Genomic DNA, 23975 nt, shown 5'->3' with positions numbered 1-23975 from the left:
TGCTCCGACGAGCTACGAACGCGGCGCGTCCGGCGCCAGCAACACGCCTTTCGTGAACACAAAACAGCCATAACCGCGCTCCTCGCCGGTCGCGATCACACAATAGGCTTTGCGGGCCCGCTCATAAAAAGCGAATCGTTCGAGCGAAGCAAACGGAACCTCGCGCCCCTCCGCCGCGTTGACCTCGGCTTGCGCTTCGCGCTGCACGGCCGGAATCGTCTGCGGCTCGCCCACCACCTCCATGCGGGAGGCCGGTTGCTCGATGAAGGTATCCAGCGGCATCACCGACAGCACCGCGCGCACCGCACGGGGCGCGCTCACGCCGTCGAGATGGAGCAGCTTGCCGAGCACGGTGCCGCGCGCGAGCGACGCACCCGGGAAGTTGGCGTCGCAAACGACCAGTTCGTCGCCATGGCCCATCGAGCGCAATGCATAAAGAATGTCGGCGTTCAGCAGCGGGTCCAGATTCTTCAGCACGGTGTCTCCTTGTCCAGTCGATGCCGGTCGGCGGCTCGCCGTCCGGGTTGGGTAGCGCAATGCGAACGCGCTCGCGGTCATGGTCCGGCAGGTCGGCGACATGCCCGCTCGACGATAGCACGCGAACGCGCCGCCGCATCGCATTGCGACGGTCGATTGTAGCAAGCGACGTTGAGCGCATCCGGGCACGAACGCTGCGTGCCGCCGGACCTCATGGCCACGCCCGCGCCCGCTCTCGCACCCGCACCTGCACTCGCGCTCGTGCTCGTGCCCGCTGCGCAGGCGCGATGCGTCGGCGAGCCGCCGCGCGGCTCGAGGAGCGCGGCTGCGCCGCCGCAGCGCCACCGCAGCCAGCCGACCATCGCCAGCAGCACGAGCCCCGCGCCGCCCAGCACCGGTTCGCGCCAGCCCAGCAGCGCGATGAACATGAACGCCCGCGCGCCCGCAAGCAGCGCGAAGCCGGCGATGACACTGGCCAGCGCGTCGAGCGCCGCCGACACGCGCGCAATCGTGACGGCGGTTTGCAGAGGCGTCCGGGCATTGGGCTCGTACATGATCGTCTCCGTAAGAAAAACGCGCCGCTCAGGCGCCGTCGGGCACCTGGTCGAGGAAACCGGTGACCGCCTGCAGACGCCCCTGTGCGTCCAGCACGCCGAAGTCCGAGCCTTTGACGAGCGCGTCGCCCGCGGGCGTGATCAGCTCCCATGAAAAGCGCACACGGTTCGCGAAGCCGTCGACCTCGGTCGTGCGGCGAAACGTGTGCTGGGGAAAGCGCTCGTGCACTGTGCGGATCATCGCGTCGATGCCGTCGTGGCCTTCGCCCGCAAGCAGCGGGTCGCGATAGTCGGCGTCGGCCGTCCACGTCGCGGCAATCAGCTCGCGGCGGCGCGCGCGGTCGGTCTCGTTCCATGCGTCGAAATAGCGGTCGATCAGATCGGTATGGGCATTCATCTCAACACTCCTTGACTGGCATCACTGAGCACTACGCTCGGCACACACGTCGTATGGGGCGGGCTCGGAGTGAAGATTGCCGGCTCGACAGCGCAGCGTCGATTACGTCACAGGTAAGCATTCGAGTGCACGGCGATGACCCGGCACGCGCTGATCGAGCCTTTGCATGACGCCGGATTAGCCATCTGGCCGACGGTCTTGACTGCGCCGCAGTCGCATTGCCATTGCAGTGACGCTTCCCGCGTATTCGTAGCAGCCGGCGGGGTTTTCCATTACCTGCCAGGTAATGGATCGCGCACCCGCTTTGGCTATCATCGGGGGCATGAACACACTCTCTCTCGCGCAAACGGGCGTTTCGCCGACACCCGCGACCAGTCGCACGGTCGGCGACTTGCTGCGTGAATGGCGGCAGCGTCGAAGAATGAGCCAGTTGCTGCTCGCCACTGAAGCCGATATCTCGACCCGCCATCTGAGCTTCGTCGAATCGGGCCGCGCGCTGCCCAGCCGGGAGATGGTCATGCATCTTGCCGAACGGCTCGAAGTGCCACTGCGAGCGCGCAATGCGCTGCTGGTTGCAGCAGGCTATGCTCCGCTGTTCCGCGAGCGTCCGCTGTCCGATCCGCAACTGGCCGCCGCACGCGAGGCCGTCGATCTGGTGCTGAAAGGACACGAGCCCTACCCGGCACTGGCGATCGATCGGCACTGGACCATCGTCGCGGCAAACAGTGCGCTAGCGCCGCTACTGACCGGCGCGAGTCCTGAGCTGCTCAAGCCGCCGGTCAACGCGTTGCGCCTGAGCTTGCATCCGCAAGGCATCGCGGCGTCCATCGTCAACTGGCATGCATGGCGGGAACACGTGCTGGCCCGGCTTCAGCGGCAAATCGACGCGAGCGGCGACGACACGTTGAGCGCGCTGCGTGACGAACTCGCCGCGTATCCCGCGCCTGTTGGCGCAGCCGCGCCGAACAGCGACGAAGCCGCCGTCAATCAGATTGCCGTGCCGTTGACGTTGCGCACGTCGATCGGCGTCTTGTCGTTTTTCAGTACCACGACCGTGTTCGGCACGCCGGTGGACGTTACGCTGTCGGAACTTGCGATCGAAGCGTTTTTCCCGGCCGATCCGCAAACGGCAGTGGCATTGCGCAATTTTGCGGAAGGCCAACGCTTCGAGGCTTGACGATAGCGGCTTGTATAGCGGCTTCTGCGGTCTCGATTCATAGCCGGACCGGCGCAGCCAGTGCAAGCACCGTGCGCTCGACCGTCAGCCACTCAGCCGCTACTCCTTTTGAGAACGCCCTGCGTAGAGAGACACCTTGAACAACGCCGAGCCGTTTATCCGTCAACTGGGTCTCGCCGACCGTGACGCCTACTTTCTGCTTCGTCTACGCGGATTGAAAGCCCATCCGGAACTGTTCGGCCAAAGTTACGACGAAGCGCTCGCAAAGGGCCCCGGGCAACACGACGCGATGTTGGAAGGCGCGCATGCCGCCGAAGGAAGCTTTCTGCTCGGCGCTTACCTATCGGCCGACACACTGTTGATCGGCGTAGTGGGACTCGCGCGCAACCCGCGCGAGAGGGAGCGTCACAAGGCGTCGGTCATTGGCATGTACGTCGCGCCGGAAGCCGCGGGCCGTGGCGTTGGGCGCGCGTTGCTCAACGAGTTGCTGACCCGGGCGGCACGGGTCGACGGTTTGCGGCAACTCCAACTGATGGTCGACAGCCGCAACGAGGCAGCGCGCAAGCTGTACGCGTCGTTTGGCTTTCGCAAATACGGCTGTGAAGTGGAGGGGCTGAACGTCGACGGCGTGTTTCACGACACCGATCTGATGATGCGTTGGCTCTAGCGGCAGCGCCCCCGCACGCATTGGCGCAGGCCGTCACATCGGCGACCGGCGTCTGCCGCAGCAGCACGGTGTCGGGCGATCTCACGGCTGCCTCCGCGGCCACCCCGTGCCACTAGCATGCCTGGCAGGCATCCGCGGCCTGCCGCGTGTCGAAGCGACCTTGCTTGGGATGCCCCGTTGCATACATCGCCGAACCGTTACAAGTGCGACCTTTCTTTGTAACCGGGGGTGAGCGTCTCGTTACAATTCCCGCCTGTCCCCAATAGCCCTGCAAGACGCGGTAGTAATTACCCATTTTGTCCCCGCTTTCTATGTGCTTTTAATTCGAAGGGCATTTCCGGCTCTCGGGCTTCCTCATCGCCTTTTGTCGAATGATTAGGGAAACCCCCATACCGCAAGGGCCTAAGCCGGTCAGGCGCGGTGAGCCGACGGCTAAAAGTGCACCTTGTGCGGCGCAATGCAATAGCACGAAAACATTACCGAAAAAAGGCGTGGCTTTTTTGGGAATTTTTTTGAGAAAGGATTGATTTCTGCTTTTACCCTTCATACAATTCGACCCAAGCTGTTACGAAATGTAACGCGATGTATCAAAGATCAGGTGGACATGTAGCCGGAGGTCTTCGTTTCCGGCGAGGCACAAGAGACATAACGGCAAAAAGCCGACTTAGTAATTCGGGGCTTCGGAAACACAAAAAATGGACCGTAGCAGCGAGACGCTGGACTCAATCCGCGAGATTAACCTGTCGTACATCATGCTCGCGCAACGCATGTTGCGCGAGGACAAACCGGTCGGGATGTTCCGCCTGGGGCTGTCGTCGGAACTGGCTGATCTGCTTGCCGGGCTGTCGCTCGCGCAGATCGTCAAGCTGGCCGCTTCCGATCAGCTTTTATGCTTCTTCCGCTTCAACGACCACGCGATGTTGTCGGCGTTGACCCAAACGACGAAACACACGGTAGTTGCACCAACTCACGCGGCGATCCTGCTTGCAGGCCAGCCCGCCGAGCAGTTTGCTTAATCGAGGTGACTGCAATGCTCAAGCGTAGCCTGACGGAAGATGCGCAAGACGTGTTCCGTGCCATCGCACTGATCGAACTGGGCGCTCGCATGCAGGTGCTGGAAAGCGAATTGACGCTCTCGCGCGACCGCATGATCCGCCTGTACCGCGAGGTCAAGGGTGTATCGCCGCCCAAGGGCATGCTGCCGTTCTCGGCGGACTGGTACATGACGTGGCTCGCGAACATCCACGCGTCGTTGTTCTACAACACATACCTGTTCCTGAAGAACGAAGCGCGCTGCTCGCATCTGGATGCGCTCACCAAAGGTTATCGGCTCTATCTCGAACATTGCCAGCACAGCGAAACCGAACCGGTGCTGGACTTGACGCGCGCGTGGACGCTGGTGCGTTTCTTCGACGCCGAGATTCTGCAATTGACCAAGTGCTGCCGTTGCACCGGCAAGTTCGTCGCACATAAGCACGACTTGCAGCACAACGTGGTGTGTGGCGCCTGCCAGCCGCCGTCGCGTGCCGGCAAGACGAAGAAGGCCGCAGCCGCTCGTCAGGAAGCGCTTGAAGCCGCGCAGGTCGCGCAAGCCGCCTGACAGGGCTGAATCGTCGAGGGCTGGTCCCCCCCGGATTCCAAACCACACAGCAACGAAGCCCTGAAACAATCCGCACACGGTGCGGATTGTTTTTGGCCATTGCGCGACCGGATCAGCCGGCAAGACCGACTGTCTGAACCACGAGCCAAAGATTCGCGGCAGTGATTGCAGCGAACAGAAACCAGGCCAGCAGTCGCGTCGGCAGCCGGTTGGCGAATTCCCCCATCAACGCCCGGTCGTTGGTCATCCGAATCAGCGGATAGAGTGCGAACGGCAACTGCAGGCTCAGCACCACCTGGCTTGCGACCAGCAATCGACCGACCGCGCCGTTGCCCAGCATCTGCACGCCGATCAGCGCGGGGATCAGCGCCAGCGCCCGCGTGATGAAACGCCGTTGCCAGCACGGAATTTTCATCTTCAGAAAACCTTCCATGATGACCTGCCCCGCCACCGTCCCGGTAAATGTCGAGCTCTGCCCGGACGCGAGCAGCGTAATCGCGAACAGCACTGCCGCAAAACCGCTGCCGACGATCGGCGCGAGCAGCCGGTACGCGTCTTCGATCTGGGTCACCTGAATGTGGCCGGTCGCATGAAAAGCGGCGGCGGCAAGAATCAGGATCGCCATGTTGATCAGCAGCGCGAGCATGAGCGACGCGATGGTGTCGATCCGCGACATGCCGATGGCCGAGCGGATGCCGGCCGAGTCGCGCTTCACCGCGCGCGTCTGCACGATAGACGAATGCAGATACAGGTTGTGGGGCATCACCGTTGCCCCGAGGATGCCGATCGCCAGATACATGGGTTCGCGCGAGTTCAGCGCCTGCCACGACGGGATCAACCCTTGAGCGACCGATGGCCAATCCGGCTTCACGAGTGCCAGCTCGATGATGTAGCCCACGCCGATCGTCGCGATCAGGCCGAGCATGATGGCTTCGAGATCGCGGAAATTCTTGCCCTTCAGGCCGAGAACGATCAACGTGTCGAACGCGGTCAGCAACACGCCGGTGGTCAGCGAGCAATTGAAGAGCAGATGGAACGCAAGCGCGCCGCCGAGCACTTCGGCGAGGTCGCAGGCCACTATCGATAACTCCGCGAGCAGCCATTGCCCGCGCGCCACGCCTCGCGAATAACGCGCACTCGACAATTGCGCGAGGTCGCGCCCGGTGGCAATGCCCAGGCGCATGCTCAGACATTGCAGCGCCATCGCCGCAAGGCTCGACAGCAGAACGACGAACAGCAGGCTGTAGCCATAATGCGAGCCCGCCTCGATCGCGGTGGCCCAGTTGCCCGGGTCCATGTAGCCGATCGAAACCAGCAGACCAGGTCCCGCGAATTGCAGGATCTTCTTCCAGAATGTCGCGCGGGGTGAGACTGCAACCGAGCCCTGAACCTCGGATGGGCAAAACGGCGCGGTCGCGGTGGTGGGTAGTTTGAACGGCAATCCGGGAGTCTCTTTAGGGGGAATAAACCGCGACGCCGTGTCGATGGCGACCGGCCGTCGCAAACCGCCTCGAGTGTACAAAGAAACGTCGGGCCATGTCCCGCTCAGCGCGCAAGCCCGCGGCTACGAAGCGGGGCTCAATGTGCTGGCCTACGGACGGATATTGAAAAAGAAAGTGCGAAAGCGGGCTTAACGCAAAACGCCGGGGGCACGATCGCGCGACCCGGCGTTCACTACGGCGTTGATGAGGCAGTCGCTTACCCAGTCGCTTACCGCTTCGCCACCTGCTGCGGCGCGGCGGCGGCACCCGCCGAAGCCGACGTGGACCCCGCAGCGGCATCCGCCCCGACCGCTCCGACTGCCGTCTCCGGCGTCTGCACGTCACCCCAGCCACCACCCAGCGCGCGAATCAGATTGACCGTTGCGACCGCTTGCGTGCCCGACAGATGGCTCGCCTGCAATTGCGAAATCAGCACCTGCCGCTCGCCGTCGATCACGTCCAGATAGCTGACCGCGCCCTCGGTGTATTGCGTGCGCGACAGATGCGCCGCGCGTTGCGACGCCTGGACTGCGTCGTTCTGCTCACGTATCTGATCGTCGAGCAGGCGCAGATCGGCCAGGTTGTCCTCGACTTCGCGGAACGCCACCAGCACCTGCTGACGGTACTGCGCCACGTCTTCATCGTACTTCGAGCGCGCTTGCGCGAGATTGGCCTTGCGGCGGCCGCCGTCGAACAGAGGAACGGTCAGCGCGGTGCCCGCCAGAGGGCCGAGAATGAACGCGCGGCTCGACCACATGAACAGATCGCCGAGCGTCGCCGATTCAAAGCCGAAAGCACCGGTGATATCGAGCTTCGGGAAGAACGCCGACTTCGCGAGACCCACGCGGGCGTTGGCCGCCGCCATTGCGCGCTCGGCCGCCGATACATCCGGCCGCCGTTCGAGCAACGCCGAGGGCAAACCCGGCGGCACCCGCACCGTCACCGGCACGAGCGGCGCTTGCGGGAACGAGAAGTCCGCCGGCGGCTTGCCGAGCAGAATCGCGAGACTGTGCTCGGACGCTGCGCGCTGACGTGCGACGCCGACTGCATCGGCTCGCGCGCTCGCGAGTTCGTTGCGCGAGCGGGACACATCCAGCTCGCCGATATCGCCTTCCCTGAAACGACGCTCGACCAGCTTCAGCGTGTCTTCGCGCAATTCGACCGTACGACGGTACAGTTCCTGATCCGTATCGAGCTCGCGCAACTGGAAGTAGTTCTGCGCGACGTCAGCCTGCAGCGACAGTTGCACCGAAAGGAACAGCGCTTCGCTTTGCTGCTCGTCCGCGCGCGACGCGTTCACGTTCGAGCCGACCCGCCCAAACAGGTCCGCCTCATACGACGCGCCCACCTGCGCGCGCCAGATCGTGCCGGTCGTGCCGCCCGCGCTCGCCGGCAGGAACTGCGAGGCCGCCGACGCACGCTCGCGCGTCGGGCCGAAGCCCGCATCGAACTTCGGGAACCAGTCGGACTTCGCCGCCTGGGTGACCGCGCGCGCCTGCTGCACGCGCGCCGCCGCTGCCTTGAGGTCCTGATTGGCGGCGGCCGCCTGCTCTTCGAGCGCGTTGAGCTGCGCATCGCCGAAGACCGTCCACCATTGACCGCGATGCGCGTCGTCCGAGGGCTGAGCCTGCTTCCACGTGCCGGTGTCCTGCGCGGACGGTGCCGACGCGGCCGAGCTCGCCGATGCAGCGGGCGCTTCCTTGAAGGCAGCCGGCGTATCTACTTCCGGCCGGTTATACGTGGGCTCGACCGAGCATGCGGCGAGCAGCGCCATCAGCAAACCGCTCACGGCCGCGCGAGCCCATTGACCCGAAAGCCGGCCTGAAAAACCAAAGCGTTTCATTATTGTTTTCTCCTCAGGCGTCCGTCACCGGCGCGCCATAGTGCGGCGAATCCTTCTGCGCGACGTGAATCGTTCCGCCCGCCATCGTGCGCAGCACGACGTAGAACACCGGCGTGAGCATCAGACCGAACAGCGTCACCCCGAGCATCCCGAAGAACACCGCGATACCCATCGCGTGACGCATTTCCGAGCCGGCTCCGCTCGACAGCACCAGTGGCACGACGCCCATGATGAACGCGATCGATGTCATCAGAATCGGGCGCAACCGCATGCGGCTGGCCTCGATCGCCGCCGACAGCGGCGTATGGCCGTCGTGCTCCAGCTCGCGCGCGAATTCGACGATCAAAATCGCGTTCTTCGCCGACAATCCCACCAGCACCATCAAACCTATCTGCGTGAAGATGTTGTTGTCACCGCCAGTGAGCCACACGCCGGTCAACGCGGATAGCACGCTCATCGGCACGATCAGGATCACCGCGAGCGGCAGCGTCAGACTTTCATACAGTGCGGCCAGCACGAGGAACACGAGCAGCACGCTGATCGGAAACACCCACATGCCCGCATTGCCGGCCAGAATCTGCTGATAGGTCAGATCGGTCCATTCGAGCTTCACGCCATGCGGCAACACTTGCGCGGCCACGCGTTCGGCCGCGGCCTGTGCCTGACCCGACGAGAAGCCCGGCGCCGGTCCGCCGTTGATGTCGGCTGCCGTGTAGCCGTTGTAACGCACCACCATTTCGGGACCATAAGTCGGCGTCACCGTCACCAGTGACGACAAGGGCACCATGTCGCCTGCCGCATTGCGCGTCTTCAGTTGCAGGATGTCGTCGGCGCGTTGACGGAACGGCGCGTCCGCCTGCACGCGCACCTGATACACGCGGCCGAAGCGGTTGAAGTCGTTCACATACAGCGAGCCGAGATAGATCTGCATCGTGTTGAACACGTCCGTGACCGGTACGCCGAGTTGCTTGGCCTTCACCCGATCCAGGTCGACGTTCAACTGCGGCACGTTGATCTGGTAGCTGGAAAAGGTAGGGCCGAGTTCAGGCGTTTGGGCCGCACGCTTCACGAATGCTTGCGCCGCCTTGTTTAACTCCGCATAGCCGAGCGCGCCGTGATCTTCCAGTTGCATCTTGAAGCCGCCGAGTGTGCCCAGGCCGAGTACCGGCGGTGGCGGAAACACCGCAACGAACGAGTCCTTGATCGCGCCATATTGCTGGTTCAGCGCGCCGGCAATCGCTCCGGCCGACAGCTTTTTACCGCCACGGTCTTTAAACGGCTTGAGCGTCACGAACACGATGCCCGCGCTCGAACTATTCGTGAATCCGTTCACGGATAAACCAGGAAACGCCACCGCGCTCTCCACGCCCGGTTGCTTGAGCGCAATTGCGCTCATGTCGCGGATCACTTTCTCGGTGCGATCCAGCGATGCGCCGTTGGGCAGCTGCGCGAACGCGATCAGATACTCCTTGTCCTGCGCCGGCACGAAGCCCCCCGGCACCACGCGCGCGATCAGCACCGTGGCGCCCAGCAGAATGGCATACACCGCGAGCATCGCGCCCTTGCGGCGCAGTACGCCTGTCACGCCTTTGCTATATGCGCTCGAGCCGCGATGAAAGACCTTGTTGAAGCGTTTGAAAAACCCGCCTAGCAGACGGTTCATCACACGCGTCAGGAAGTCTTCCTTCGCGCCGTGGCTGCGCAGCAGCAACGCCGACAACGCAGGCGACAAAGTGAGCGAATTGAACGCCGAGATCACCGTCGAGATCGCGATGGTCATCGCGAACTGCTTGTAGAACTGCCCCGTGAGGCCGGTCATGAACGCGAGCGGCACGAACACCGCCACCAGCGTCAGCGCAATCGCGATGATCGGGCCGCTCACTTCCTGCATCGCCTTGTACGTCGCATCGCGCGCACTCAGCCCGTTCTCGATGTTCCGTTCGACGTTCTCCACAACCACGATGGCATCGTCCACCACGATCCCGATCGCGAGCACCATGCCGAACAGCGACAACGCGTTGATCGAAAAACCGAACGCGAGTAACAGCGAAAACGTCCCGACAATCGACACCGGCACCGCGATCAACGGGATGATCGACGCGCGCCACGTCTGCAGGAATACGATCACGACGATCACCACGAGCGCGATTGCTTCGAGCAGCGTATGCACGACCGCTTCGATACTCGAGCGCACGAACTGCGTCGGGTCGTAGACGATCCGGTACTCGACGCCCGCCGGCATGTCTTCGGCCAGTTCCTTCATGGCCGCGCGCACCTGGTCGGAGATCGCCAGCGAATTCGCGCCCGGCGCCTGATTGATCGCGAGCGCGACGGCCGGTTTGTTGTCGAGTAAAGAACGCAAGCCATATTCCGACGCCGCAAGTTCGATACGTGCGACGTCACGCAAATAGGTCACGCCACCATCCGGCGCGGTCTTGACGACGACGTCGCCGAATTCGCGCTCGGTCTTCAAACGACCGCGCGCATTCACCGACAACTGCAACTGCGTGCCCGGCACCGAAGGCGATGCGCCGATCACGCCGGCCGCCACCTGGATGTTCTGCTCACGAATCGCATTGACCACGTCGGTCGCCGTCAAGCCGCGCTGCGCGACCTTCTGGGGATCGAGCCACACTCGCATCGCGTAGTCGCCCGAGCCCCACAACTGCACTTCGCCGACGCCCTGAATCCGCGCGAGCCGGTCCTTGACGTTCAGTAGTGCGTAATTGCGCAGATACGTCATGTCATAGCGATTGTTCGGCGAGATCAGGTGGACCACCATCGTCAGCGTCGGCGAACTCTTGATCGTGGTGACGCCGAGCCGTTGCACGTCTTCCGGCAAACGCGGCAGCGCCTGGTTCACGCGGTTCTGCACTAGTTGCGTCGCGAGGTCCGGGTTGGTGCCGAGCTTGAAGGTCACGGTCAGCGTGAGGTTGCCGTCGCTATTGGCTTGCGACTGCATGTACAGCATGTTCTCGACACCGTTGATCTGCTCTTCGAGCGGCGAAGCGACCGCTTCGGCGATCACCTTCGGATTCGCGCCCGGATACTGCGCATGCACCACCACTGACGGCGGCACGACTTCCGGGTACTCCGAGATGGGCAGCTTGAAGAGCGAAATGATGCCCCCCAGCAGAATCAATACCGATAGCACGCCGGCAAAGATCGGCCGATCAATGAAGAATTTGGATATGTTCATGGGAAGCTCTTAACGTTGGAGCAAGCGCCGCGCTGACGTGCCGCGGCGCGCCGGCGCTCACGAATTCTTGTCGGCCTTCGCGCGGGTCTGGGCGAGCGGCGCGCTGTTCGGGTCCTGGTCGGTCGTCATCGGCACCACGTGGGCGCGCACCGTGTCGCCGGGACGCACGCGCTGAATACCGTTGACGACGATGCGATCGCCCGCCTTGAGCCCGTCCTTGACGACGCGCAGATTGCCCTGCATGCCGCCCACCGACACATCGCGATATACGACGTGATTGCCCTGATCGACCACCAGCACGAACTTCTTGTCCTGGTCGGTGCCGACCGCGGCGTCGTCGATCAGCAGCGCCGGATGCGGCGCGCTGCCGCCTACCTTCACGCGCGCATACAAGCCGGGAATCAATGCGCCGTCCGCGTTATCGAAACGCGCGCGAACGCGGATCGTGCCGGAGGACGTGTCGAGCCGGTTATCGACCGATTCGATCGTGCCGCTGCGCGAGTAGCCGCTTTCATCAGCGAGACCCAGCTCCACCGGCACCTTGCTGCCGTCTTTCGCGCGGCTCAGGTATTGCAGGTAGGTTTGCTCGTCCGCGTCGAACGATGCGTAGATCGGCGACACCGACACCAGCGTGGTCAGCGGCGCCGAGCTTGCGCCCGCCGACACGACGTTGCCCACCGTGATTTCCGCGCGCGACACGCGGCCCGCCACGGGCGCCACGATCTTCGTGTAGCCGAGATTGATGCGCGCGGTTTCGAGCGCGGCTTGCGCGGCCTTGAGGTTGGCACTCGCTTCGCGCGCGGCGTTCTGTTTTTCGTCGTAGTCGCGCCTGGCGATCGCGTTGTCGACGATCAGGCGTTGCGCGCGCTCCCAGTCGCTTTGCGTGTAACCGGTGCGCGCCTGCGCCGCTGCGAGCTGCGCTTCGGCGCGATCCACTTCCGCCGCATACGGACGCGGATCGATCACGAACAGTGTGTCGCCCTTCTTCACGAGCGCGCCGTCCTTGAAGTTCACGGACACGATGGTGCCCGGCACCTGCGAACGCACCTCGACTTTTTCGACCGCTTCGAGGCGGCCCGAATAGCTCTGCCAGTCGGTGATCGTTTTTTGCACCACGGTCGCGACATCGACTTCCGGCACGATGGTCGGCGCGGCGGGCGAGCTGGCATCCACGCGAATCGCGCCGAAGGTGCCGAGCCCGGCCAGCACCAGAACAGCCAGTGCGGCGATCGCCAGACGGCGACGGGAAAGAGGAAGGATGGTCATATGAAGCTCCCGATGTCGTTGATTGAATTTCTGTTTATGTTTATCGATGGGCGCGCGCATCGAAGCGCCACTGAAAAAATCGCACCGCTTCCTGCAAAGCGGCCGGATGATCGGCCAGCGCGGCATGCGAGACGCTCGGATAGCGAACCACCTGGGTCTGCACGCCCGCGTCGATCAGACTGCTCGCGTATTTCTCCGCCTCCACATGCAGCATGTCGTTTTGCGCGGTCGCGATCAGCGTGGCGGGCAGGCCCGCGAGCCGCGACGATTCGAGCGGCGCCGCGTACGGATGCATGCGTTGCGACGCCTGCGGCAGATACGCGCGATAACACGCGGCACACTCTCTTGCCGTGATGTCCGAACCCAAACGCTTCTCGTCGCCCAGACGCGTGAGGCTCGGGTCGAGCATCGGCCCGAACAGCGCTTGCGCGGCAATCTGCACGTCGCCGCGGTCCCGCGCGATGAAGGCGAGGCAGTTGGCGAGCTGCCCGCCCGCATCGTGGCCGGCCACGCCGAGCTTTCTGCTGTTGCCGCCGAATGCCCGCGCACGCGTCTGCACCCACAGTGCCGCGCGATGAGCGTCTTCCGGCGCCGCGGGAAACGGAAACTCCGGCGCCAGCGAATAACCCACCGACACGACGAGCGCCGGTAAGTGTTCAGCGAAATAACGCGCGGCGAACTCCGCCTGTTCGATCGAGCCCTTGGTAAAGCCCCCGCCGTGGAAATACAGCAGTACAGGCAACGCGGTCTTCTTCAATTGCCGGTACAAGCGCAATGTGATGTCCTGAGCGTACCCTTCGATCCGCACGTCAGTGACTTCGAGCGCCGTGCTGTCCGCCTGTGCCGGGCCGCTGCCCAATGCCAGGAAGGGGTACGGAGGTTTGAATGCATCCATGTCGAGCCGCGCAATGCGCATAGAACTTCAATGGTGCGAATTGTGGGTCCGGCAGAGTCCGAAATAAATGCCTATAATCGGGCAACACAATTCGGCGCCCCCGAACAATCCAATGCGATTGCTTTGCGGATTCGATTTCCCGCCTGGCGCGCCTGCCCCTTTCTGGAGGTTTGCAATGGACCGGCTTCAGGCCATGCAAGTGTTCACGCGCGTCGTCGACACCAACAGCTTTACCCGTGCAGCGGAAACGCTGGATCTGCCGCGCGCATCCGTCACCACGATTATTCAGAACCTCGAAGCGTTTCTCGGCACGCGTCTGATGCACCGGACCACCCGTCGCTTGTCGCTCACGCCGGACGGCGCGGCGTACTACGAGCGCTGCGTGCGCATTCTCGCGGACGTGGAAGAAACCGAGGCAAGTTTCCAGAGCGGCAATAAAAAGCCGCACGGCAAGCTGCGCATCGATATGCCCGGCTCGATTGGCCGCCTGCTGGTCATACCCTCGCTGTGTGAATTCCACATGCGCTATCCGGACATCGACTTGCAACTCGGCCTCACGGACCGGCCTGTCGATCTGCTGCAGGAAGGCGTGGACTGCGTGGTGCGAGTGGGCGCGCTGCAGGATTCATCGCTGGTTGCGCGCCGCATCGGCCTGTTCGAGGGCGTGACTTGCGCAGCCCCGGACTACATTGAACGGGCGGGCGTGCCGGCCTCGCTCGAAGATCTCGAGAATCACAAGGCAGTCAATTACTTTTCGAGCCGCACCGGCCGCACGATCGATTGGGCGTTTCTCGTGGACGGCAAAGAAGTCGAAGTCAAGATGAAAAGCATCGTGTCGGTGAACGACGCGGACGCCTACGTGACTTGCGGACTCGAAGGTTTCGGCCTGATTCAGCCGGCGCGCTTCATGGTGCTGCCGCATTTGCGTGCGGGCCAACTGGTGGAAGTGTTACCCGAACTGAAACCACTGCCGATGCCGATTTCCGCAGTCTATCCGCACAGTCGCCATCTGTCGCCCAAAGTCCGGGTTTTCGTAGACTGGATTGCGGAGTTGTTCGACCGTTGCCCATTGTTGAGCGGACGCGGCACGCTGGACGCAACGTGCACGAAGCGCACCTTCGAAGAACGCGAGTCGGCTCCGCTGCTCGATACGCCGGTGATTACCGAATGGGTCGCGTGATCGGTGCGTGAAAGTACTGAAGCTCCAGTGCAACAACTGGAACACTGAATTCCAGGCGCGGCGCTAATGTCGCGGTGGCCTCGTTGCACCGCGCGCTAGCCGGCCTTCGATGCGATTGTTCTGGTTTCGCGACTATTCATTTCGCGAAAGTGGGATTTATCCACACGCCGTCGAAGTCTACATTTCACCCTGTCGCAGCGCCGCTCGTGCTGCAAATGAATCGACAGGAGTGAATCATGAAACGCAATCTTTTGGCAGGTTTGACTCTTTCATTGCTCGCCAGCGCGTCCGTATTTGCGCAAGGCAATGGCGGCGGCGGCATCGGTCACGCGGGCACTTATCAGACACAACCCACGCCGACTGCCAGCGCGAAAACGCGCGCCGAAGTCAAGGCCGAACTGGTCGCCGCTTACCGTGACGGCTCGCTGCCTGCGCTGAATCGCACCAGCTATCCGAACAAAGGTCTGATCGGCCAGACGCAGGCCGCTCGTGTCGCGCTGCAGGAAGGAACCAACGGCGCCGTGACGCGCGTCGCGAACAGTCGGTAATTCACAGCGGAAGACGCCGCAATGATTCGGTATCCAAAACAAACCGTCATTGCGGTGCAGCCTATGCACTCTTCAAAAAAGGAGCTCATCATGACACCATCCGAACTGGACCAATGGAATACGGACGCGCCCGTCTGGACGCCCTACCGCGCACCACGGCAATAAGGTGTGCTGATTTGCGATAGAAAGATGTTGTGGCGAGGCGGATATTTGTTCCGCATGCGCCTCGCCGGGATGGACGGCGACTCTATTAAAAGCTGCATTGGGCTATGAACACGTGTGTCGCCCGTGCAAAGCCGTCGCCCGCACTTACCGTTCAGGCACACCTTCACGCCACTCGCCCCAATGCGTGGCAATTTCCTGGACCAGCGGATTGCCAGTGCGGAACAGGTTTTCGATAGCGATCGTAAAACCGCCTTGCGCCGCGTAGTTGAGCAGGTTGTCTGCGCTTGTCTGCCCATCGTAGGGCCGGTCGAAATCCGAACCTGCCCGCATTACGGCAACGCGATTCAGATCGACTTTGTGCACGGAAGCCGCGCGCTTGAGGGCTTCATACGTTGCGTTGTCTTCCTGCTGCGTCGTACAGTACACACCTTTGCCGTCGGTCAGGATCTTTGTCCAGTCGCGCGCCCGCTGGCCAAGCAGCGTGCCCGACCACCAGGTGTCGCCCGCCAGCGTGTCGCATTGAATAACAGTGGGCGGACGATTAGCCGGCGCATATGCATACTTCGCGCGTGCGCCCCGAGCCTGCGCGTTATCGGACAGCGCAACGTTGCGCGACAACGCAAATGCGGTGTCGGCGAGTTGCGTGTTCAACTGGAACACCTCCGTGCGGTAGTCGAGCGGCGGCTTGTCCGCGGGACTCGTCGTGTTGATCCCCAGATAGCCGGTATTCCAGCCAGGCGGGATTTCGCGTCCGTCTATTTCCCACTGAAAGCCGAAGTCGACCAGATACTTCGCCCACGCGGCCGAGCCGACCGTGCCTTGCCGCGGATCGATACCGGCGATCCCGGCGACCATGAAATACGTGTGCCGCAGATCGAAGCGCGGCGAGAAAGTCAGCGCCATGATCGACGCCGCCGCGTTGCTGTGCCCCATGCCGGTCGTCATCACGCACACTTCCTGCCGGTTGCAGTGCACGTTCGGGTAATCCGGCGACAAGCCGTCTACCGGGATATCGCGCCATGGGCCGAGCCGGTCGAGCCACACCTGGCCTTCGGGACCGAACATCGAAACGATCATCACCTTCACGGGTTGCCCATGCGAGGCGCCGTCGCGTTGCCACCCGCCATCGTTGTCGTCCGCGCTGGCCGCGCAGGCTGCGACTGCAAAGGCGCAAAACGCGCCGAGAGAACGGGTCAGCATCATGATCTTCCCTTTTGCTTGCGATGCGGATTGAAAGAATGCTGCACTCAGGCGGACAGAAGTATAGGGGCGAAGAAATTATTTGCCACCAGGAGATGTGGGCGGGAATTCTTCCTGGGCTTTGAAAGCGCGGGTACGTTGACGCAAATTCGGCCCGCCACGCGCTCGGCGTTCTTTCCCTATAATCGAAGGTCGCGGCGCGCACAGCGTCCGTGCACTTCATAACAGGAGCACCACGATGGACTATGTAAAACTCGGCCGCACGGGCCTCGATGTATCGCGTCTGTGTCTGGGCTGCATGAGCTATGGCGTGCCCTCGCGCGGCACCCATCCATGGTCGCTCGACGACGAAGCCGCTCGGCCCTTCATCAAGCAGGCGCTGGACCTCGGCATCAATTTCTTCGACACCGCGAATGTGTACTCGGACGGCACCAGCGAAGAAATCGTCGGCCGCGCGCTCAAGGACTTTGCGAAGCGCGACGAGATCGTGCTGGCCACCAAAGTGAATAGCCGCATGCATCCGGGCCCGAACGGCGCGGGTCTGTCGCGCAAAGCGATCATGTCGGAGATCGACCACAGCCTGCGGCGTCTGGGCACGGATTACGTCGACCTGTATCAGATCCATCGCTGGGACTACGGCACGCCCATCGAAGAAACGATGGAAGCGCTGCATGACGTCGTGAAGGCCGGCAAAGCACGTTATATCGGCGCCTCGTCGATGTACGCGTGGCAGTTCGCCAAGGCGCTGCAAGTTGCCGAACGCAATGGCTGGACGCGTTTCGTGACGATGCAGAACTACGTGAATCTGCTGTATCGCGAAGAAGAGCGCGAAATGCTGCCGTTGTGCGAAAACGAAGGCATCGGCGTGATTCCGTGGAGTCCGCTCGCGCGTGGACGTCTCACGCGCGACTGGAACACCGACAGTGCGCGCTCCGAGACCGATGACTTCGGCCGCACGCTCTATGCGCAGACAGAAGATGCGGACCGGCGAATCGTCGAGCGCGTCAGCAAGATCGCTGCCGAACGCGGTGTACCGCGCGCGCAAGTTGCACTCGCGTGGGTGTTGCAGAAAAAGCCGATCACCGCGCCGATCGTCGGCGCCACCAAACTGCATCATCTGGATGATGCGGTCGCGGCGCTGTCGTTGAATCTCAGCGCGGACGAAGTCCGCCAGCTCGAAGAACTGTATGTGCCGCACGCTGTGACGGGCTTCAAATAAGCGGGCCGCTCGATAACGGCGGGGCGGAAACCGCAAGGAATCCGCCAACCTCGTCTCAGGTGCCGGCTGATGTGCGCGGCACGTCCGGCTCGAAAAACACCCACCGCACTTGCGGAAAGGCCGCCTGCAAATCGGCCTCGATCACGTTGATCGCATCCACCATTGCGCGACCGCTCGCATAGTCGATCATTTCCGCCTGTACCGCCACGACCACATGGCGCCCCCATTGCAGCGTAATCAGGTTGATGACGCCGCGAATCTCGGCGCGCGCGCGCAGATGCGCCTCGATCGCGCGGCGCACTTCCGGGCTCGCCGATTCGCCGACGATCATCGACTTCACTTCGCGCGCCACCAGCCACGCAATGGTCATCAGCAGGAAGCCGACGCCAACGGAACCCAGCGCGTCATACACGGGATTGCCGGTCGTCATCGTGAGCAGCACGGCGACGAACGCAATCGCGAGGCCCGCCAATGCCGCGATATCCTCGCCCGCGACGACCAGCAGTTCGGATTCGCGCGTCTCGCGAAACCACTGCCACATGCTTTTATCCGAGTGCGTCTTGCGAATCTCTTTGACAGCACCCCACAACGACAGCGCTTCGAGCACCACCGACACACCGAGCACGGCCAACGCAACGAACGCGTACTGCAACGGCTCGCGCGCGATCAGACGATGCACGCCCTCATACACGGAAAACGCGCCGCCGACAAAGAACAGCAGCAGCGCAACCAGCAGCGAATAGAAATTGATCTCGCGTCCGCCGCCCATCGGATGCAATGGACTCGCCGGCCTGCGCGACTCACGCAGCCCGAACAGCAGCAGCAGTTGATTGCCGCAATCGGCGCTGGAGTGAATCGCTTCTGCGAACATCGACCCCGAACCGGTGAACGATGCAGCGACGAACTTGCAGACGGCAATGCCCAGGTTGGCAGCGAGCGCATAGAAAATGGCTTTCGGCGATTCTTCTTTCATCGTCGGCGGAAGGTCCTCGAGTTGGCACGGGATTGCAGCGAGCTTACGGCTGGCAGGAAGCCGTATTATGGACACGCCGGCAGCATGCGTCCAACGCCGGTGTCGTTCGCACCGCACGTTCATCAGCAACGGCGTCCCGCTGCGCGCTCGCACCGCGTGTCGCTAGACCCTTTCGAGGGAAGCCATCTCACGCACTATCACCAGCAGCATCGACAGGCTCGCGCCGCCGGTGGCGCGCAAATCGGCCAGCAGCCGCGCGTAGCGCTCGAGTTGCACGGCGCGTTTGTCGCGCCATGCTTGCACGAGCGCATCCGGTGTCGATGCGTCGTCCGCGTCCGCCAGCGCGCTCGTGGTCAACGCGCGTTTGAGGCGTGCGAGTTCGGCCAGCGCCGTGGCGCGCGCGAGCATGTCCCAGTGCGTGGGCGCCGGCAACGCGGCCGCGCGCTCGCTGATCCAACCGTAGTTCAGCAGCGTGCCGAGCGCGAAATACACGCCCGCCACCAGTTCGAGGTTGCGTGCGCAGGTCGACGCGACTTCGGCGATGTCGAGCAGCGATGCCGAGATCTCGCCGCTCGCGATGCGCACCGCAAGTTCGCTGTCCACGCCCGCATCGGTGAGCACGCGCCGCCGCTCGGACAGCGCTTCGAGATCGGCCGCGGGCAACAGCGCGGGCCATTGCGGCGCGAGACGCCCGGCTGCTTCACGGCACCGCGCGAGCAGACCCGTCACGTCCGCGCCGCCGCCCGTTTGTAAATGCCGCAGGAACCACAGCGCCGAGCGTTCGACAAGCCTTGCCACTTCGACGAACATACGCGCCTGCACATCGTCGGCGACGCGGTTGTCGAGCGCGTCGATGCTATGCCAGACATCGTCGAGATCGAACACGTCGCGCGCCATGATGCAGGCGCGCACGATGTCGCCGGGCTGCGCGTCGGTCTCTTCCATCAACCGGTGCACGAACTCGCAGCCGACGCGGTTCACCAACGCATTGGTCAAATGCGTGGCGAGAATTTCGCGGCGCAATGGGTGGCGCTGCATCGGTACGCTAAAGCGCTGGCGCAGCGGCTTCGGAAAATATTCGACCAGCATGTCGGCGACGAGCGGATCTTCCGGCATCGACGATTCCAGCAGCGCGTCGTACAGCCACATCTTGCTATAGGCGAGCAGTACCGCGCGCTCGGGCGTGGTGAGGCCTTGCTTCGCGGCGAGCCTTTCGGCGACTTCCTCGTCGCTCGGCAGGAACTCGATCGCGCGATTCAAGCGCCCGGCCCGTTCGAGGTAGCGCATCAGGCGCGCCTCCGCGTCGAACAGTTCGACGCCATAGCGGCCCGCAATCGACAGCGCCTGGGTTTGGTAATAGTTGTCCTGCAGCACCAGCAGCCCGACTTCGTCGGTCATTTCCGCGAGTAGCGCATTGCGTTGCTTCTCGGTCATCTCGCCATCGGCGACAACGAGGCCCAGCAGAATCTTGATGTTGACCTCGTGGTCCGAGCAGTCCACGCCCGCGGAATTATCGATCGCGTCGGTGTTGATACGGCCGCCGCGCTGCGCGAATTCGATGCGCCCGAGCTGCGTCAGGCCGAGATTGCCGCCCTCGGCCACGACCTTGCAACGCAGGTCCGCACCGTTGACGCGGATCGCGTCGTTCGCGCGGTCGCCCACTTGCAGATGCGTTTCGCGGCTCGCCTTCACATAGGTGCCGATCCCGCCGTTATAAAGCAGATCGACCGGCGCCTGCAGGATCGCACGCATCAGTTCGGCGGGCGAGAGCGCCGCCACGCTGATACCCAGCACCGACTGCACGGCCGGTGACAGCGGAATCGTCTTGGCGGTGCGGGCAAACACGCCGCCGCCTGCCGAGATCAGCGACGGATCGTAATCCGCCCAGCTCGAGCGGTCCAGCAGGAAAAGCCGCGCGCGTTCGGCAAGGCTCACCGCCGGATCGGGATTCGGATCGAGAAAGATATGCCGGTGATCGAACGCGGCCAGCAGCTTGATATGCGGCGACAACAGCATGCCGTTGCCGAACACGTCGCCCGACATATCGCCGACGCCGACCACGGTGAAGTCCATCGTCTGCGTATCCACGCCCATTTCGCGGAAGTGCCGTTTGACCGACTCCCACGCGCCGCGCGCGGTGATCGCCATCTTCTTGTGGTCGTAGCCCACCGAGCCGCCCGACGCAAACGCGTCGTCGAGCCAGAAACCGTATTCCTGCGAGATCGCGTTCGCGTAGTCGGAGAACGTGGCCGTGCCTTTGTCGGCGGCGACCACGAGGTAGGGATCGTCGGGATCGTGGCGCACCACGTCGGGCGGCGGCACCACGTCGGTGCCGGAAAGGTTGTCGGTCAGATCGAGCAGGCCGCGCAAAAACGTCTGATAGCACGCGACACCTTCGCGCATCCATGCATCGCGCTCGCTCTGCGGCGGCGGATTCTTCACGACGAAGCCGCCCTTCGAGCCGACCGGCACGATCACCACGTTCTTGACCATCTGCGCCTTCATCAGGCCGAGCACTTCCGTGCGGAAGTCCTCGCGCCGGTCCGACCAGCGCAAGCCGCCGCGTGCCACGCGCCCGCCGCGCAGATGCACGCCTTCCACCCGCGGCGAATACACCCAGATCTCGAACATCGGCTTGGGCTCGGGCAAGCCGGGCACCTGCGCAGGGTCGAACTTGAAGGACAGATAGGGCTTAGGGCCACCGTCGGTCTGATAGCGAAAGTAGTTGGTGCGCTTGGTCGCCTTGATGACGCCGAGAAACTGTCGCAGGATGCGGTCCTCGTCGAGGTTTGGCACCTGGTCGAGCGCACTGTCGATGGTGCGCAGCCAGCCGTCCACGCGCGCCTCGCGCGTGTCGCCCAACGCCGGATCGAAGCGTGCGATGAACAGCTCGACCAGCATCCGCGCGATCGCCGGATTGCCGGTCACGGCGCGCTCGATATACGCATCGCTGAACGTCGAACCGACCTGGCGCAAGTACTTCGCGTACGCGCGCAGAATCGTCACCTCGCGGGCGTTCAATTGCGCGCGCAACACGAGACGGTTGAAGTCGTCGCTCTCGATCGCGCCGGTCCACACCTGCTCGAACGCCTGCTCGAAAAGATCCTTGACGCGCTCGATGTCGAACTCGGCGTCGTCCGCGACTTCGAGCCCGAAGTCGTGAATCCATGCGGGCGTGGCGCCGGGCGCCTCGATCAGATAGGGCCGCTCTTCATCGACCCGCACGCCCAGATGTTCGAGCATCGGCAAGCTGCGCGACAGCGCGATCGGCTGACCCGCCCGATAAACCTTGAAGCGGAAGCTGCGCGGGCCTGCTTCGATCGGACGGTACAGGTTCATCGCGAGCCGCTCGCTGCCCTGCACGCGTTCGATCAGTTCGATATCGCGCACCGCCGTGCGCGCCGGATAGTCGTCGCGGTAGCCGGCCGGAAACGAATCCGCGTAATGCTGCAGCAGGCGGTTGCCGTGCTCTTCGCCGAATGCGTCGAGCAAGGCGTCGGCAAGGTCGTCCTGCCAGCGGCGCGCAACCTGCACGAGTCGCGCCTCCAGTTCGCGCGTGTCGACGTGGGGCATGCCGCCCGGCTTCGCATGCACGACGAAATGGATGCGCGCGAGCGTCGACTCGGACAGCAGCGGTGTGAATTCGACGCTCTCGCCGTTGAACGCCGCGACCAGCAGGTTCGCGATGCGTTGCCGCAGATCGGTGTTGTACTTGTCGCGCGGCACGAACACGAGGCACGACACGGAGCGGTCGAAGCGATCGCGCCGCACGAACAGGCGCGTGCGCTGATGCTCCTGCAAACGCAGCACGCCGAGCGCGATGTCGTAGAGCTGGTCTTCGTCGGCCTGGAACAGTTCGTCGCGCGGATAGGTTTCGAGCACCGTGACGAGCGATTTCGCCAGATGGCCTTTTGGCAGGAAACCGGCGCGTCTCACGATATTCGCGCATTTGCGCCGCACGATCGGGATCTCGGCCGCCGACACGATATACGCGGTGGACGTATAGAGACCGATGAAGCGCCGCTCGCCGGTCACCTTGCCGTCCGCGCCGGTCAGCTTGATGCCGACATAGTCGAGATAGCCGGGCCGGTGCACGGTGGCCCGGGAGTTGGCCTTGGTCAGAAAGATCGGCGACGAGCTTGCGATGATCTCGGCGGCGGCCGGCGGCAACGCCGTGACTTCGGGCCCGCCCGCGGAGCGCAGCGCATCGCGCAAAATGCCGAGGCCGGAGCCGGGCACCGCGCGCAGGCCGTAGCCGCTCTCTTGCTGCAGCAGTTCGTAGTCGCGCTGACCGAGGAAGGTGAAATGATCGGCCACCATCCATTCGAGGAACGCGCGCGCTTCCACACCTTCGGCGCCGCCCTCGCCCGCCTTCATGCCTTTGATCGTCCCGCGCGCGAGTTCGACGATCTTCGGCCAGTCCTCGACCGCCGCGCGCACGTCGCGCAGCACGCGCGCGATGTCCTCGCGCAGCGCGTCGAGCTTGGCGGCATCGCCGCAACGGTCGACTTCGAAGTGGATGAACGAGGTCAAATGGGAGCGCGTGTCGGCGGCTTCTTCGGCGCCCTGGCTGACCCGCGCGATGGCGCCGTCCGCAGCGCGCCAGATGCGAAACACCGGATGCACGACCGAATGCAGCGCGAGCCCCTGGCGGTTGACCGCCATCGATACCGAATCGACGAGGAACGGCATGTCGTCGTTGACGATTTCGACCACGGTATGGTCCGAGTGCCAGCCGTGCTGTTCGAGGATCGGGTTGTAGACGCGCAACCGTTCGGCGCCGGGCACGAAGCGCTGGGCCGTTTGCCAGTGCGCGAGCGCCGCGCCGTACAGATCGGCGATCGAGCGGCTTTGCAGATCGTCGGCGTCGACGAAATCGTAGTAGTGCCGCAAAAACGGCTCGACGACGTTGAAGGTCGGCTCCGGCAGCCGTCCACGCGCGAATTCGACAACATCGTTCAGCAAGTGCGTGACGGCGTCTTCGTTCTTTGCTTGCATGATCAGTTTCCCCGGCTGGCGGCAATGGCGAGTACGGCTTGAGTCACATGCATCGTCTGAACACGGATTATGCGCCTGGCGCGCCGCATGCGAACGACGACCGTTGCCAGGTTATACCCGCTCAGGATTGGGATGC

At 63.4% G+C, this 23975-nt stretch carries 18 protein-coding genes; 7 read left to right on the top strand and 11 right to left on the bottom strand.

Annotation, left to right across the window (positions count from 1 at the left end):
• Window positions 1-12: 12 nt before the first annotated feature.
• From ABQJ48_RS18955 to ABQJ48_RS18945, 3 genes are all read right to left on the bottom strand, one after another.
• Window positions 13-477, bottom strand: a complete 465-nt coding sequence (locus tag ABQJ48_RS18955; protein ID WP_367839537.1) for an RbsD/FucU family protein — start codon at window positions 475-477, stop codon at window positions 13-15.
• Window positions 478-554: 77 nt separating this feature from the next.
• Window positions 555-1031, bottom strand: a complete 477-nt coding sequence (locus ABQJ48_RS37850) for a hypothetical protein (protein WP_473094155.1) — start codon at window positions 1029-1031, stop codon at window positions 555-557.
• Window positions 1032-1059: 28 nt separating this feature from the next.
• The gene (locus ABQJ48_RS18945) at window positions 1060-1428 is read right to left on the bottom strand and encodes a nuclear transport factor 2 family protein (protein ID WP_367839536.1); all 369 of its coding nucleotides are present in this window, start codon (window positions 1426-1428) and stop codon (window positions 1060-1062) included.
• A gap of 322 nt (window positions 1429-1750) precedes the next feature.
• Here ABQJ48_RS18945 and ABQJ48_RS18940 point away from each other — a divergent pair, with 322 nt between their 5' ends.
• The 4 genes from ABQJ48_RS18940 to flhC all read left to right on the top strand — a co-directional run bounded on the left by ABQJ48_RS18940 (window position 1751) and on the right by flhC (window position 4872).
• Entirely contained in the window at window positions 1751-2605 is an 855-nt protein-coding gene (locus tag ABQJ48_RS18940; RefSeq protein ID WP_367839535.1) for a helix-turn-helix domain-containing protein, read from the top strand.
• 136 nt (window positions 2606-2741) lie between these two features.
• On the top strand, window positions 2742-3272 hold the full coding sequence (locus ABQJ48_RS18935) for a GNAT family N-acetyltransferase (RefSeq protein WP_367839534.1): 531 nt from the start codon (window positions 2742-2744) through the stop codon (window positions 3270-3272).
• 695 nt (window positions 3273-3967) lie between these two features.
• Entirely contained in the window at window positions 3968-4288 is a 321-nt protein-coding gene (gene flhD, locus ABQJ48_RS18930) for a flagellar transcriptional regulator FlhD (RefSeq protein ID WP_367839533.1), read from the top strand.
• A 14-nt stretch (window positions 4289-4302) separates the two neighbouring features.
• Window positions 4303-4872, top strand: a complete 570-nt coding sequence (gene flhC / locus ABQJ48_RS18925) for a flagellar transcriptional regulator FlhC (protein ID WP_367839532.1) — start codon at window positions 4303-4305, stop codon at window positions 4870-4872.
• 112 nt (window positions 4873-4984) lie between these two features.
• Here flhC and ABQJ48_RS18920 read toward each other — a convergent pair whose 3' ends face one another.
• From ABQJ48_RS18920 to ABQJ48_RS18900, 5 genes are all read right to left on the bottom strand, one after another.
• Window positions 4985-6313, bottom strand: coding sequence for an Nramp family divalent metal transporter (locus tag ABQJ48_RS18920; protein ID WP_367839531.1), 1329 nt, complete (start codon window positions 6311-6313; stop codon window positions 4985-4987).
• 269 nt (window positions 6314-6582) lie between these two features.
• Complete coding sequence (locus ABQJ48_RS18915) at window positions 6583-8196, bottom strand: efflux transporter outer membrane subunit (RefSeq protein ID WP_367839530.1); 1614 nt, start codon at window positions 8194-8196, stop codon at window positions 6583-6585.
• Window positions 8197-8209: 13 nt separating this feature from the next.
• Window positions 8210-11395: an efflux RND transporter permease subunit gene (locus ABQJ48_RS18910; RefSeq protein ID WP_367839528.1), complete on the bottom strand. Its 3186-nt coding sequence runs from the start codon at window positions 11393-11395 to the stop codon at window positions 8210-8212.
• Window positions 11396-11452: 57 nt separating this feature from the next.
• Window positions 11453-12661, bottom strand: coding sequence for an efflux RND transporter periplasmic adaptor subunit (locus ABQJ48_RS18905; RefSeq protein ID WP_367839527.1), 1209 nt, complete (start codon window positions 12659-12661; stop codon window positions 11453-11455).
• A gap of 40 nt (window positions 12662-12701) precedes the next feature.
• A complete protein-coding gene (locus tag ABQJ48_RS18900) occupies window positions 12702-13556 on the bottom strand; it encodes an alpha/beta hydrolase (RefSeq protein ID WP_367839526.1) in 855 nt (284 codons plus the stop codon).
• A 175-nt stretch (window positions 13557-13731) separates the two neighbouring features.
• Here ABQJ48_RS18900 and ABQJ48_RS18895 point away from each other — a divergent pair, with 175 nt between their 5' ends.
• Window positions 13732-14736, top strand: coding sequence for a LysR family transcriptional regulator (locus ABQJ48_RS18895; protein ID WP_367839525.1), 1005 nt, complete (start codon window positions 13732-13734; stop codon window positions 14734-14736).
• Window positions 14737-14972: 236 nt separating this feature from the next.
• Window positions 14973-15284, top strand: a complete 312-nt coding sequence (locus ABQJ48_RS18890; protein ID WP_367839524.1) for a DUF4148 domain-containing protein — start codon at window positions 14973-14975, stop codon at window positions 15282-15284.
• Window positions 15285-15593: 309 nt separating this feature from the next.
• Here ABQJ48_RS18890 and ABQJ48_RS18885 read toward each other — a convergent pair whose 3' ends face one another.
• A complete protein-coding gene (locus ABQJ48_RS18885) occupies window positions 15594-16649 on the bottom strand; it encodes a purine-nucleoside phosphorylase (RefSeq protein ID WP_367839617.1) in 1056 nt (351 codons plus the stop codon).
• 238 nt (window positions 16650-16887) lie between these two features.
• Here ABQJ48_RS18885 and ABQJ48_RS18880 point away from each other — a divergent pair, with 238 nt between their 5' ends.
• Window positions 16888-17868, top strand: a complete 981-nt coding sequence (locus tag ABQJ48_RS18880) for an aldo/keto reductase (RefSeq protein ID WP_367839523.1) — start codon at window positions 16888-16890, stop codon at window positions 17866-17868.
• A 55-nt stretch (window positions 17869-17923) separates the two neighbouring features.
• On the opposite strand, the gene ABQJ48_RS18875 is transcribed toward ABQJ48_RS18880, so the two are convergent.
• The gene (locus ABQJ48_RS18875) at window positions 17924-18841 is read right to left on the bottom strand and encodes a cation diffusion facilitator family transporter (RefSeq protein ID WP_367839522.1); all 918 of its coding nucleotides are present in this window, start codon (window positions 18839-18841) and stop codon (window positions 17924-17926) included.
• A gap of 162 nt (window positions 18842-19003) precedes the next feature.
• A complete protein-coding gene (locus tag ABQJ48_RS18870) occupies window positions 19004-23839 on the bottom strand; it encodes an NAD-glutamate dehydrogenase (protein WP_367839521.1) in 4836 nt (1611 codons plus the stop codon).
• Between the last annotated feature and the right edge of the window lie 136 nt (window positions 23840-23975).

The sequence above is a fragment of the Paraburkholderia suaedae genome (assembly GCF_040812055.1).
Lineage (GTDB): Bacteria > Pseudomonadota > Gammaproteobacteria > Burkholderiales > Burkholderiaceae > Paraburkholderia.
This window is presented reverse-complemented; position numbering and strand designations above follow the sequence as displayed.